The sequence below is a fragment of the Lysinibacillus mangiferihumi genome (genome assembly GCF_003049665.1).
GTDB classification, from domain to species: Bacteria; Bacillota; Bacilli; order Bacillales_A; family Planococcaceae; genus Lysinibacillus; species Lysinibacillus mangiferihumi.
The window spans coordinates 24,181-38,090 of record NZ_PYWM01000040.1 but is presented as its reverse complement, the minus strand read 5'-3'; the positions used below and the strand labels follow the sequence as shown (position 1 = coordinate 38,090).

At 37.2% G+C, this 13,910-nt stretch carries 14 protein-coding genes; 13 read left to right on the top strand and 1 reads right to left on the bottom strand.

Annotated features, from left to right (window positions below):
• From C9J37_RS28570 to C9J37_RS24185, 6 genes are all read left to right on the top strand, one after another.
• Positions 1 to 387: hypothetical protein (locus tag C9J37_RS28570; RefSeq protein ID WP_201262211.1), on the top strand; the 387-nt coding region annotated here is incomplete at its 5' end.
• Positions 388 to 594: 207 nt separating this feature from the next.
• The gene (locus C9J37_RS24205; protein ID WP_107897454.1) at positions 595 to 2,067 is read left to right on the top strand and encodes a helix-turn-helix domain-containing protein; all 1,473 of its coding nucleotides are present in this window, start codon (positions 595 to 597) and stop codon (positions 2,065 to 2,067) included.
• A gap of 297 nt (positions 2,068 to 2,364) precedes the next feature.
• Complete coding sequence (locus C9J37_RS24200; protein ID WP_024364507.1) at positions 2,365 to 2,574, top strand: YczO family protein; 210 nt, start codon at positions 2,365 to 2,367, stop codon at positions 2,572 to 2,574.
• A gap of 15 nt (positions 2,575 to 2,589) precedes the next feature.
• The gene (locus C9J37_RS24195) at positions 2,590 to 2,790 is read left to right on the top strand and encodes a gamma-type small acid-soluble spore protein (RefSeq protein ID WP_107897453.1); all 201 of its coding nucleotides are present in this window, start codon (positions 2,590 to 2,592) and stop codon (positions 2,788 to 2,790) included.
• Between the two features lie 85 nt (positions 2,791 to 2,875).
• Positions 2,876 to 3,058 carry a cysteine-rich CWC family protein gene (locus C9J37_RS24190; RefSeq protein WP_107897452.1) on the top strand — a complete coding sequence of 61 codons (183 nt, stop codon included), beginning with the start codon at positions 2,876 to 2,878 and terminating at the stop codon, positions 3,056 to 3,058.
• A gap of 93 nt (positions 3,059 to 3,151) precedes the next feature.
• Positions 3,152 to 3,730: a DUF305 domain-containing protein gene (locus tag C9J37_RS24185; RefSeq protein WP_107897451.1), complete on the top strand. Its 579-nt coding sequence runs from the start codon at positions 3,152 to 3,154 to the stop codon at positions 3,728 to 3,730.
• A gap of 1,144 nt (positions 3,731 to 4,874) precedes the next feature.
• On the opposite strand, the gene C9J37_RS24180 is transcribed toward C9J37_RS24185, so the two are convergent.
• On the bottom strand, positions 4,875 to 5,486 hold the full coding sequence (locus tag C9J37_RS24180; RefSeq protein ID WP_107897457.1) for a metallophosphoesterase family protein: 612 nt from the start codon (positions 5,484 to 5,486) through the stop codon (positions 4,875 to 4,877).
• 249 nt (positions 5,487 to 5,735) lie between these two features.
• On the opposite strand from C9J37_RS24180, the gene C9J37_RS24175 reads away from it, so the two are divergent.
• The 7 genes from C9J37_RS24175 (at position 5,736) to C9J37_RS24145 (ending at position 13,881) form a co-directional block, all read left to right on the top strand.
• Positions 5,736 to 7,232 carry a class I adenylate-forming enzyme family protein gene (locus C9J37_RS24175; protein WP_107897450.1) on the top strand — a complete coding sequence of 499 codons (1,497 nt, stop codon included), beginning with the start codon at positions 5,736 to 5,738 and terminating at the stop codon, positions 7,230 to 7,232.
• A gap of 155 nt (positions 7,233 to 7,387) precedes the next feature.
• Complete coding sequence (locus C9J37_RS24170; protein WP_235617235.1) at positions 7,388 to 8,374, top strand: C39 family peptidase; 987 nt, start codon at positions 7,388 to 7,390, stop codon at positions 8,372 to 8,374.
• A gap of 87 nt (positions 8,375 to 8,461) precedes the next feature.
• Positions 8,462 to 9,691 carry a carboxylate--amine ligase gene (locus C9J37_RS24165; protein ID WP_107897449.1) on the top strand — a complete coding sequence of 410 codons (1,230 nt, stop codon included), beginning with the start codon at positions 8,462 to 8,464 and terminating at the stop codon, positions 9,689 to 9,691.
• Positions 9,688 to 10,389 (top strand): cysteate racemase, encoded by a 702-nt coding sequence (gene cuyB, locus C9J37_RS24160; RefSeq protein ID WP_107897448.1) that lies wholly within the window; start codon positions 9,688 to 9,690, stop codon positions 10,387 to 10,389. Before C9J37_RS24165 ends, cuyB begins: the two co-directional genes overlap by 4 nt.
• Before the next feature lie 147 nt (positions 10,390 to 10,536).
• On the top strand, positions 10,537 to 11,685 hold the full coding sequence (locus tag C9J37_RS24155) for a DEAD/DEAH box helicase (RefSeq protein ID WP_024364515.1): 1,149 nt from the start codon (positions 10,537 to 10,539) through the stop codon (positions 11,683 to 11,685).
• Position 11,686: 1 nt separating this feature from the next.
• On the top strand, positions 11,687 to 12,916 hold the full coding sequence (locus tag C9J37_RS24150; RefSeq protein WP_107897447.1) for an aminopeptidase: 1,230 nt from the start codon (positions 11,687 to 11,689) through the stop codon (positions 12,914 to 12,916).
• A gap of 32 nt (positions 12,917 to 12,948) precedes the next feature.
• Entirely contained in the window at positions 12,949 to 13,881 is a 933-nt protein-coding gene (locus C9J37_RS24145) for an SGNH/GDSL hydrolase family protein (protein ID WP_107897446.1), read from the top strand.
• Positions 13,882 to 13,910 lie beyond the last annotated feature (29 nt).

Here is a 13,910-nt window from a genome sequence, read left to right as displayed (position 1 = left end):
GAAGCTGCGTTAGAGGATGCGTTACTAGAAGATTTATCAGAGGAGGAAGTAGAACTAGTTGCTGAATTGCTAGAAGCAGAAGCTGCGTTAGAGGATGCGTTACTAGAAGATTTATCAGAGGAGGAAGTAGAACTAGTTGCTGAATTGCTAGAAGCAGAAGCTGCGTTAGAGGATGCGTTACTAGAAGATTTATCAGAGGAGGAAGCAGAACTAGTTGCTGATTTGCTAGAGGCAGAAGTTGCGTTAGAGGATGCGCTATCAGGAGATTTATCAGAAGAGGAGTCACAAGATGTTGAATTATTAGAGGATGCGTTAAAGGATGCAATAGAGGATCAGATTATGTTGGATATTGAGTTTGAACTCTTATTAGCGGACGAGCAAGAATAATTAGGCAGTACATGCAACAAAAATTCATCTTCAGAAAATTACAATAAAATTACCTTAATATTGCAATAAACTATTATCTATATCCTCGATATAAAGGCAAAGTCGCTAATGGCTTTGTCTTTATATTTTTTAAGAAACTTTTAGTATCGGAGTGTTTTAATTTTAAATTTTAGTTTATTGATAAAATAAAAAAGGAGCTGATGGACTATGGAAAGGTTTTTAGATCGCCCAGAAAAAATACTGATTTATCTTTATTGTAAAAGTGGAAAAGCAAAGATTGATGAATTGGCAGAACATTTACAAGTTGGACGATCAACTATAGAAAAAGAACTCCATTTTTTAATGGAGGTATTAAGTAACACCAATTTTTTTATAAAATCTGGGGAAGCCCATTTAGATATAATTTCTCCTTCACTAATAGAAGATGCGTTGAAAATTCTTTATAAAGACAATGTGTTTTTTAAAATAATCATGTTACTTTTTGAAAAAAATATATACTCCGTCAATGAACTAACAACTATTCTAAATATGAGCAAATCCACAGTATACCGTAAATTTAAAGTAATTAAAGAATGGCTTCAAGAATATAAATTGACATTAGTTACTACCCCTGTGCTAACGATTCAAGGTGATGAGAAAAACATTAGAAATTTGATGCAACAATTTTATGATTTTTATCTATCTCGTTCTTTATCAGAAATAAGATTTTTTAACAAAGAACTCTTTGTGAAGAAAATTGACGAGATTTGTATATTAAATAGTTTAAATCTGACACCACAAGGTCTAAGGAAATTGTCAATTTCAATGGAAATTTTGCATATTAGGAGTCGACTTTCAAGCTATATACAATATGAAAATTTTCCTACAGAAGATAGCTCCCTTTATATAAATATAACTAAAAAGTTACAATCGTTTTTCCCAAATTATATGGATAAAAATATGAAACAATGTGAGATCATTTATTATGCAACAAATTTATTTAACTATTTAATCCGCAAAAGAAAGTTAACTATAGGTGAAATTTATAATTTAAAGGATACTAATATGCGTTATAGTATGATTTTTGATTTTTTAGAATATATATCTAAAAATTTTTATTTTGATTTCTCTTCAGATATAAAGCTCGTCGAAGGATTAAGTAGGTATACTGAACTTTACTATATTGATTTACGCTTAGGAACTAATAATAGATTAAATGAGTTAAGTGGTTACATAAATATTTGTAAAGATCATCCTTTTTATGCTCTTGTAAAAGAAGCAGCATTAAAGTTATTTAAGCAGTATAATTTTCTTCCTGAAATAAAAGAAATTGATATATTTGCGCTTTACTATTTTCTTTCAATAAGCCAACTGAGAATAAAAAAGATACAAACTGTATCGATAGCGATTATTACTGAATCTGAAATTGAACAAGAAAGTATTTCAGAATACCTAACATTTAAATACGGAACAAATATACAAACATATTCTTTGAACCTTTACGCTTTCAAAAAGAATATATTTTATCAAGAGTATGATTTGTTAATAAATATGGAAAACAACAATAGTCTTTTCGAAGGTGTTGAAAGCTTAACCATTTCCCCTATATTAAGTAACGCTGATAAGACCAAACTTGATTATAAAATAAATGAACTTTTAAATAAAAAAATGACTAAATATACTGAACTTATAGTTTTTTAGCGTAATCGCAATATGCTTATGTATATTTAGATTCCCCTTCAACATCTTAGTATAGATGTGAAAAATAATGATCCCCTAATTTTTGATTAATATTTACAGTAGTAGTTGCACGTCTAAATTTTTTTATAACTACTTAGTTGTTATCCATTGATTTGTTCTATTGTATACGTTTCTTTATTATCTAAATTCACCGGTCATTCAAATTTCCGAATATCATCGTGTAGATAAAACAGTCACAATGTAGAACACATAATTTTTGCATGTTTACACATATTAATGGAAAAGGAGTGAGCAAACATGGACAAAGAAAATGTGCCACATGAGAAGAGAATATTTATGAATTTATCAAGTAAGGACAAGCCAGATATGGTTGATTCGGATACAATTAGCATTTTTGACTTGCATGAAGATATGCAAACGGTTGATATTATCCCAATTGAAGAACTCAATAAAAGGGTGAAAAGAGAGGGAGACGAACTGATAGAAATGCAGCCTGATGAATTATAGGAAGGATGGGTTTACTTGCATAATATAAATGAAGAACAGCTTACGGTGTCCGGTACAAATATTAGTGAAGTAAAACGTAAAAATGCTCAAGCCGGTTTATCTTATAACGAAGTAAAAGAGATATTAGCTAAAAACGGTGGGTTTGGTACTGCCCTATATAGTGATACAAACAGTGAAGAAGTGAAGGCGGAAATAGATCAATCTATGCGCAAGTAATGATAATAAAGGGAGTGCGAACAAAAAATGTATGTCGTACTCCTTTTCTTGTACAGTACAATGGAATGGAAAGGAGTGTGTGGAAGTGCAATATGAAGAACAGCGTTGCCCAATATGTGGGAAGGAAAATCATTGTGGCGTAGTAGAAGGTCAAAAGACATGCTGGTGTATGACCGAAAAATTCCCAGAAGGTATTATAAAGGCAATCTCTAAGGAACCTAAAAAGTGCATTTGTCAAAATTGTTTACATACATATAAAGAGATATAGATAATCCTTGGCATTATTAGCGATTTTGGTGGTACAAATGTCTATCACACAACAACCTATTTGGCATACATTACTCTGAAAGGAGTGTGTCTAATGACCAAACCAATTCCACTTAGTAATGTAACACAGGCATATTTAGAGGAAAACAAAAGAATAATCAACAAGATGATGCAAGGGATGACGTATGTCACGATAACATGTAGCATATCTGAAAATTTCATCAAACAAATAATTCCACATCAAGTAGCCGCCATTAAAATGTCCGAAAATGTTTTGCAATATACAACGAATATCCCCGTTCAAAATTTCGCATTAGAAGTGATCAAAACGCATACTGAAATAGTAGATAGTTTAGAAGCAATACAAAACAGATGCTGTATCGTCCAAAATTCAGAATATGAATTATATGAATATATGTGTACATTTAAAGATATTGCTGAAACGATGTTCCAAGCATTATGCTCACCACCAACTTCTAATAGCATCAATGTAAATTATCTACAAGATATGATTGTTCACCATCAAGCAGGTGTACGACTCGCCCAAAATGTTTTAAGATTCTGCATATGCCAAGAGTTAATACCAATACTTCAATGCATGATTCAAACACTATGTTGTCAAATTGATGAAATGCAAAAATTACTTGATGCGGCACAAGATTGTGATTGTTAAGAGTAAAACGCTAAAATTGTTCGCAATTTTAGCGTTTTATTTTATTGATAAATACTAATCAGGTAAACACCCCGTAGCGCTGTATAGTGCAAGCTGATTTCCGTTGCAGGCGCTCCCTTTCCGCAGGCACGGCTTCAACTAATTTTGCGGCGGGTCGCCGCAAAATGGATTTTCAGCTCGTGCTTTCCTGCAGGAGTGTCGCGCCTTCCACTCCAATCAACGAGTAGCATCTACTATTAAAATACTTCGTTCCTACAGGGCTTTTAGCAAAAGTTAATACCACTGTAGTCGCTACTTTCTGCGACAATCAAAGGTTTCTTTTAAAGGAATGAGTAGACAGTTGTTATCCATCAAGCACTTACCACTCCACTTTTTCATAGTACAACCTGCCACAAAGTGCAAGCTGATTTCCGTTCCAGGCGCTCCCTTTCCGCAGGCACGGCTTCAACTAATTTTGCGGCGGGTCGCCGCAAAATGGATTTTCAGCTCGTGCTTTCCTGCAGGAGTGTCGCGCCTTCCACTCCAATCAACGAGTAGCATCTACTATTAAAATACTTCGTTCCTACAGGGCTTTTAGCAAAAGTTAATACCACTGTAGTCGCTACTTTCTGCGACAATCAAAGGTTTCTTTTAAAGGAATGAGTAGACAGTTGTTATCCATCAAGCACTTACCACTCCACTTTTTCATAGTACAACCTGCCACAAAGTGCAAGCTGATTTCCGTTCCAGGCGCTCCCTTTCCGCAGGCACGGCTTCAACTAATTTTGCGGCGGGTCGCCGCAAAATGGATTTTCAGCTCGTGCTTTCCTGCAGGAGTGTCGCGCCTTCCACTCCAATCAACGAGTAGCATCTACTATTAAAATGCTTCGTTCCTACAGGGCTTTCAGCTAAAGTTAATACCACTGTAGTCGCTACTTTCTGCGACAATCAAAGGTTTCTTTTAAAGGAATGAAAGTAGCTGTAGCAAAATTCGTTGTAATGAGGGATTGCTTTTGCTGTGAGGTAGAAAGTGGGAAATATTTTATTAATAGGCGATACTAGTTGATGGTAGCGAGGGCTGTGACTCTTGCGGAAAGTACCGCAGTAGCGAATATCAACGTTTTAGTAGTCATAACGAGATTAAAGTATGCAGTTGGTATCTAAGTTAAATACCAACTGCATACTTTGCTTCGAAGGACGATGCGCACATAAAAGTGACAGTTCGCTTGTCGCTATCATAGAGGCACCACTCACGGTGATCCACTACAGAGCCGACATTGATGCGATATTGTTTTGCTTGTAACTCAATCGGTTGTCCAAAATGAATCCGAATTGGCAACTTTTTATTTTGACGATAAATCCCTGATTCATGGCTATGTCCGAAAAAAAGAATTTGCTTATCAATATTTGGGAACATAGGTTGCCAGGAAACACTCCACTGGAATTGGTGTCCATGAATAAGCATTGCACCATCAATATCCATTATTTCAGGCAATGTAATAAAGCGCTCAATGCCTGTAACATGTGTGATGCGTTCTTCTTGATTACCTCGTATTGACGGGAATGTCAGTAATTGCTCGAAATCATTTTCAATAATTGCGGCTTTTTGCAAAGGTAAGCCTGATATCGTTTTTGCTTTTTTCTTACTCACTGTACATTCATATAAATCGCCTAATCCTATTATTTCAGCATCTTTCGCTGTTTGTTGTATATGAGTTAATACTGCTTTTGTATCAGCAATATTAGAATGTAAATCTCCTAAAAGTGCATACAGCATCATTATCAGGCCTTTCTTTTCAAATAATTTTACAAGTATCATACACCTAACAGAATTTGATAGAAAAGTAATATGTATAAGAATATTTTGTGACATAGCATACATATTTTGAATGTGAGGAAAAATTGCTAACGAAATGGTAGCTTGATAAAATGGTTATTGTAATCTGAATTTTCTTACTTTTTAGCAGAATCTTTTTTTGATGAAGTAAAATGACATTAGTAACGAAAAATAATGAGGGGGTTTATGATGACGATGTTTATGACGGATATTTTACAACATTATGCTACACAGCAACCAGATGCTATTGCGACAATTTATGCACAACAAAAAGTAACGTATAGTGAGTTTTATCAGCATACAGAAAGATTTGCTGCGTATTTGCAACAACAGGGGTTTGAAAAAGACGATGTCATTGCATTATATACACTTAATTCTGATTTATTTTTAATTGCTTACATGGGTATTCAGTTAGCCGGTTTTGTTGTAATGCCTATTAATACGAAGTTAGCAGCACGGGAGGTAGACTTTATTGTCAAACACTCTGAAGCAAAAGGGCTTATTTATGATGAGCGAATAGCCGAAGTATTAGCGGATGTTAGCTATTCATTTCCACATATAATCGGCTTAAAGGAAATGAAAGAGGTTATCGAAAACTGTCAGGGCCAAAGAACGATTACCCCATTACATGCGAATGATACGGCAGTTGTTATGTATACGTCCGGTACGACAGGCAAGCCGAAAGGTGTCATGCTAACGCATCAAAATATTGCATCGACGGCGGCTATTTGGTCAGCATCGATGACTATGACCGCTCAAGATAGGATGTTTATTTGTACGCCATTGTTTCATTGTGCGGGACTGCATGTATTTGCCATGCCGATGTTCTATAAAGGTGGAACCGTAATTATAGAGGAAAGCTTTTCACCTATAAATACATTAGAGCAACTTGCTAAAACGCAGGCGACAATTTTCTTTGGTGTCCCTTCCATGTATACAATTCTATTAAACACACCTGCATTTAAGAATCATCGTTTTAAAGCTTTACGTTTATTATGTTATGGAGCGGCTCCGATGCCATATGAACTTGTGAAGCAAGTGAAAGAGGCATTACCGAATGTAAACGTGCAAAATTTATATGGACAAACTGAAAATTCACCGGCTGCTACATCACTGTTAGACGCTGATGCATTGACGAAAATCGGTTCAGTCGGCAAACCGTTAGCACAGACAGAAGTTCGTGTAGTAGATAGTTTGGGAGAAACTGTACCAGCAGGCGAGGTTGGAGAAATTTGCGTGAGAGGGCCACAGGTGATGAAAGGGTATTTACGCAATGAGGAAGAAACGGCTCGAACAATTCGAGATGGCTGGCTCTATTCAGGTGATTTAGGAAGGTTCGATGAAGAAGGTTACTTATATATAGTAGATCGCAAAAAAGATATGATTATTCGTGGTGGGGAAAATATTTATCCAATTGAAATTGAAGAAGTTTTATATCAACTGCCAGAAATTTTAGAAGCAGCAGTTGTCGGATTACCACATGAAGTATACGGGGAAGTACCAAAAGCCTTTGTTGTATTAAAGGAAGGAAAGGTGTTAGAGGAGGCTACTATTTTAGCCTATTGTCAAACACAGCTTGCCAAATATAAAGTACCTTTTGACATTGAATTTTTAGCGCAGCTACCGCGCAATGCATCTGGAAAGGTGTTAAAACACACACTACGACCTAAAATAGCAACTACTTAAAGTAGCAGTAAGTGCACTAGTTTTGTCTAATCATTGAAAAGTAGCAGGATAAAATATGAACACCTACTAAATTAGCGTATAATGAGACTACGACAAATAGTAAAAATAGTATAGAAGATTGACTAATTCTTCGAAAGATAGGAGCGGAATTTGTCTTGTGGAGGGATTATAAACGTCTTTTAATAGTAGGGATTATGATTATCATGCTACTTTCTGGTTGTAATCAATTTACAAAGCAGAGTCGACCTAAAAATGAATTAACAGTTTTGACGGTAGAATTTAATAGTGGTGCACCGATTCCTAATTTATATATAAAACTGACAGATGTGGAGTCTGGTAAGAAAATCGAAGAAGCGATGGGCTCTGATGAGGGAGAAGCTACTTTTACAAACCTTGTAGAAGGTAGGGAATATACGATTACTGCAACAACGCTTAATAACGTTGGTGACAATGATGGCTATACGACAATCGAAAAATTTACGTATGACGTGACCAAGCCCTATTACCGATTGCCAGCACATTCCTCTAGAGCAGAACAGGAGCTAGCAGTTCCAGTCATTATGCAAAAACCAGAGCTTCCCCAAGGTTGTGAAATTACCTCACTAACTGCTATTTTAAATTATTATGGTATGGATGTGACAAAGCTTGAAATGGCTGATACCTATTTGCCTAAACAGAATATTTATACAGCAGGTGGTCAGCGATATGGGCCGAATCCAGCTGTTGCTTACGCAGGAAATCCGCGCGATAAGGCCAATGGTATGTATGTCTTTGCTGCGCCAATTGTGAAAGCGGCAGAAGCGGTGATTGCAGATAAGCAATCCAACTTGCGGGTAACGAATATGAGCGGTGCATCACAAAGTGATATTTTAGAGCTTGTTGAGGAGGGGGTACCGGTTGTTGTATGGGTAACGCTTGATTTATCGACACCTAAAACAACTGGCAATAAAGGATGGATTTATGAAGGAGAAACGTTGAAACGTGATGCGTACATAAATTTACATGCAGTCGTATTAACCGGTTATTCAAATAAACAAGTTGTCGTAATGGATCCATTGCAAGGCAATGTTTCATACAATGTAGATGAATTTTTTAAGAGCTATCAGGAGCTAAATATGCAAGCGGTAGCGGTTCATAAATAATGTATGGAGGAGTGCTATAGAGCGCAGCTAGGATTGCACGAAAGTATGTTACACTAATAAATAAAAAGCTAAAGTGAGTTGAGTAGAATGGCCATTGAGCACACTTTTTTACCAGTTTTATTGGGCGATGAAATGAATGCTTACGGCATGGCACGAGCATTTTACGAGTCCTATGGCGTTAAACCACTTGCATTAAATCATACGAATATGGAAAAAATTCACCAAAGTGATTTATTCACTTTTCGTGAAGTACCAAGGTTGCATATTGAAGAGCGCTTTGTTGTTGCTTTACAAGCCATTGCAGAAGAATTTCCCGAAAAGAAGTTATTGCTTTTAGCCTGTGATGAGTTTTATGTAAAGAAAATTGTGCATCATAAAGAGGAGCTATGTGATGATTATGTAATTCCCTATGTCGATGAACACCTTGCAAATCAATTATTAACACGAGAAAGCATGTATCAGTTGTGCGAACAGTATGGTTTCCATTATCCTGATATGCATGTATGTACGGTCAATGATTACGAGGAATTGAAGACACTTGACTATCCAGTTGTCATTAAGCCGATGAATATGACGAAGTACGCAAGTTGTATTTTCCCTGGTAAGAAAAAGGTATATATTGCACAAAATGAAGAAGAAAAAGATGCTATTTTCCAAGCAATCTATAAGGAGTCAGCATATCGCGATGACTTAATGGTTCAGCAATATATTCCAGGCGAAGATGCTAATATGCGTGTTGTGAATGCTTATGTTGGACAAGATCACAAAGTCAAGCTACTATCTGTAGGGAACCCCATTTTAGAAGAGCATTCACCGGATGGTATTGGGCGTTATGTCGCCATTATGACCACTTACGACAAAGAACTAATGGAATGTGTGAAAACATTTCTAGAGGCGCTAAAATTTCAAGGCTTTGCTACATTCGATATGAAATTTGATGAACGTGATGGGTTGTACAAATTGTTAAGTATAGAATTACATAATGAACTATCGAATTATTATGTGACGGCAAGCGGCTATAATTTAATGCAGTATGTAGCGGATGATTTTATTCGAGGGAGTAAACAACAGCTTACATATGTGCAGAACAAGCACCTCTGGACGATTGTGCCAAATGGTGTATTATTTAAATACGTATTAAATGACAAGCTTGTGATGGAAGCAAAGAGTTTAATTCGCCAAGGTTTAGCAACGGATTCTATTTTTAATTATAAAGATATGAATGCGAAACGTTGGTTAAATGTAACGCTTGAAAACTTAAGCTTTTATCGCAAATATAAGAAATATTTTAACAACAAAGGTCTGTCTAACTCATGAAAAAACAAACTCTAGGTATAATTGGTGGCGTTGGTCCACTTGCAACAATGTTTATTGGCGAAATGATTGTAAGACGTACAAAGGCAACAAAAGATCAGGAGCATGTCCATACTATTATTGACAATGATACAAATATTCCAGATCGCACGGCCTTTATTTTGGATAATACAAAGGAAAACCCTGTTCCAGTATTGGTTGAGGATGCAAAAAAATTAGCTTCTGTTGGAGCGAATTTAATTGCGATTCCGTGTAATACGGCGCATACCTTTTATGATGAATTAGCGCAAGGCTCTCCAGTTCCTGTGTTGCATATGATTCGTGAAACGGCGAAACGTGCGCATGATTTAGGGGCAAAGCGCGTTGGTATTTTAGCGACAACCGGTACGTTAACTTCAGGTATGTATCAAAGCGCTTTAGAGGAATATGGTATTACACCAGTTATACCAGATAATCCTATGAAAGAAAAAGTGATGTCAATCATTTACGATTATGTGAAAGCTGGCAAAGATGTAACGACAGAAGATTGGCTGCCTATCGAAGAGGCAATGTTGGCTTTAAATTGTGATCGTATCGTGCTAGGATGTACAGAGTTATCTATCGTCAATCGAGATTTAAAATTATGTGATAAATATATAGATTCATTAATCGTTTTAGCGGAATGTGCTATTGTAGCATGTGGTTATGAATTAGTGGATTAACATGTGGCTCACCTGTTGAAAAAGGGTGAGCCTTTTCCATACAGGCCTACATCAAAATAACGCGAACAATCTATTTAGCAGGAAAATGCTTGTGCACAGTTAGTGTGTTAAACTAGTGTCAAGCAGGATAATAAGGTGGGAATTAACATGTCAGTAATTAATTTATTAAAAGAAGAATTGCAAGCAAAATGGAACTTTGAAGAAGCGATGAAAATTCAAGAAGAAATGATTCCAGCAATGCTTGAAGGCAAAGATATTGTAGCAGAATCACCGACAGGCTCAGGTAAGACATTGGCCTATGTGTTGCCATTACTAAATAAAGTAAATGGGGCGAAAAAGCAAACACAAGGACTGATTGTTGCGCCGTCTCAAGAATTAGCAATGCAAATTGTCGAGGTCATCCGTGAATGGATTGCCGGTACTGATATTACAGTACAACAACTAATTGGCGGAGCAAACTCTGCAAGACAAATCGAGAAGTTAAAGAAGAAACCGACAATCGTAGTTGGTACACCCGGTCGCCTAAACGAATTAGTGCGTTCAGGGAAATTGAAGTTAAAAGAAATTGAAACCGTTATTTTAGATGAATGCGATCAGCTATTGAGCCGCGAGTATCGCGTTGTCGTAAAATCATTTATCGAAGGTGCGGCTTACGGACGCCAAGTAGTTGTGGTTTCTGCGACAATTACGGAGGAAATTGAATTAGTCGCTAGCCGCATGATGTTTGAACCTTTACGTTTCAAAATTAAACCTGAAGATATGGTGAAGGTTGGCAAAGTTGTCCATTCATTTGTGAAAGTAGAAGAACGTGATAAAACGGACTTATTACGTAGAATGGCGCATACAGAAGGGTTACGTGCGCTTGCTTTCGTCAATAATATCGATCAATTATTAATGAAAGAAACGAAGTTACAATATCGTTCAGCGCCAATTGTCACTTTACATTCTGATATGAAAAAAGAAGAACGTAAAAAAGCATTAGATGCATTCCGTAAAGGAGAAGCGCGTATTTTAATCGCCACTGATATAGCCGCACGTGGTTTAGATATTGCCGGTTTAACACATGTTATTCATGTCGATGTACCACGTACAATTGAACAGTATTTGCATCGTTCGGGCCGTACTGGTCGAGCGGGAGCAGATGGTGAAGTCCTTACGTTGTTATCATACAACGATGAAAAAACATATAAAAAGTGGACGCGTGAAGTGCCTGGCAAACCTGTGCAAAAAATATGGCACGATGGCAAGCTAGTAGAAGGTAATTCAAAAACAATCGGACAAAAGCGAGGGAAATAATATGACATTTGAAGAAAAGTTACAAGCATATGCTGAGCTTGCGGTGAAGGTTGGTGTCAATATTCAACCAGGGCAATACTTATTAGTTAATACTTCGGTGGAAGCAATAGACTTTGCGCGTTTAGTAGTGAAAGAGGCATACAAGGCTGGAGCTGGTCGTGTTCATGTGAATTTTTCAGATGATGAGATGGACCGTGCTTATTTCGAGCATGCATCTGATGAAGAATTAAATCGTTTCCCAGAATGGGTTGTTAAAATGCGTGATGAGCTAATCGAACGCAAAGGGGCATTATTATGGATTGATGCTGCAGATCCAGACAAATTAACTGGTATTCCAGTTGAGCGATTAGCCACACATCAAAAAGTATCAGGTGCTGCATTGAAAAACTATCGCAATGCCGTGATGAAGGATTTAATCGCTTGGTCGATTGTAGCTGTACCATCAGCTAAGTGGGCAGGAAAAGTATTCCCGAATTTAGCAGTGGAAAAACAAGTACCAGCGCTCTGGGAAGCAATCTTTAAAACGGTGCATATTGGTGAAGGCAATGCGGTTGAAAACTGGCGTACGCATGTTGCAAACTTAGAATCACGAGCTGCATTATTAAATAATAAAAAATATGCAAAACTACATTATACTGCACCAGGCACAGATTTAACGATTGCTTTAGCACCACAGCATAAATGGCTAACTGGTGGGAGCAGAACACCTGAAGGTACTGTATTTATCGCTAATATGCCGACGGAAGAAGTGTATACCCTACCAATGAAACAAGGTGTCGAGGGGTATGTAAGCAATACCAAGCCATTAGTATACCAAGGCAATATTATTGATGGCTTTAAGCTTACCTTTGAAGAAGGAAAAATTATTGATGCACAAGCGCAAGTTGGGCATGATTTATTGCAAGAGTTAATCGCTGTCGATGAAGGATCTTGTTATTTAGGAGAAGTTGCACTTGTCCCACATGAATCCCCAATTTCAGCTTCAGAGATCTTATATTTTAATACATTATTTGATGAAAATGCATCCAACCATTTAGCGATTGGTGAAGCGTATCCAACTTGTTTAGAAGGTGGAAGAGATTTAGAAAATGGTCAACTTGAAGCATTAGGTGCCAATATTTCAGTAACACATGAGGACTTTATGATTGGTAGCGGCGACATGGATATTGACGGTATTTTACCAGATGGCACTGTGGAGCCAATTTTCCGTAAAGGTAGCTGGGCTTTTTAATAGGCTAACGACAATTATTGTGAGGTGAGCAGATGAAACGACTAATAAGCCTAGTAAGTATAACTGTACTTTCGTTAACACTTGGTGTTTCATCTGCCTTTGCACGTGGTGAAAATTATGTAGCACTTGGAGATTCCTTAGCGGCTGGTCAAACACCGTATCAGGAAATTGATGCAGGTTATAGCGATTTGGTTGCGATGCGATTAGGAATGATTGGGCAATTGAATCACTATACAAAGCAGCTCGCTTTTCCTGGTTTCACAACGGCAGATGTTTTAGAGCGTGTTAAGTCTGAAGAAGCAAGTGCGCTACTAGCCAATGCAACGCTAATTACTATTTCCGCAGGTGCCAATGATTTACTACGTCTTGTGCAGGTTAACCCATCTGCTGGTACGTTAACATTTTCACAGCTTCAAGTAGATTTTGCATTAAATATTGCGCGCAAAAATATGGCGGATTTATTAGCTGAGCTAAAATTACGCGCACCCAATGCGAAAGTCTATATCATGGGCTATTATTTTGCCTATCCCACTGTACATGCAACACAAAAAGAGGGAACGAATGCACAGCTCTTAAAGTTAAATACGATTTTAGAACAACAAGCTGAGCAGGCAGGGATGACTTATGTTAATGTCTACGATGCTTTTGGCTTGCAAGCTACTCGCTACTTGCCAAATATAGCAGATGTCCATCCTAATTTTGAAGGATATCGTCAAATGGCAAATGCCTTTTTAAAATCGTATAGCGGTAGTGATAGTTTAGCCATTTCTACTGCAGAGCTGCCTAAGCCGAATCCCATGACATTTCAGGAAATAATGGAGCAACAAGCGGAGTCCAACGAAAAATCTGTAGCGGAACAACAAGAGAAAGTCGCAACCGTCAGAAGCATTCAAGGATTTATTGGCTATGCTACTTTTATAGAAAAGGTCAGAGCCAATCAGCACGAACAATTACAACAAATCTAGCACATGAACAAGTGCACAAGAACTGTCAT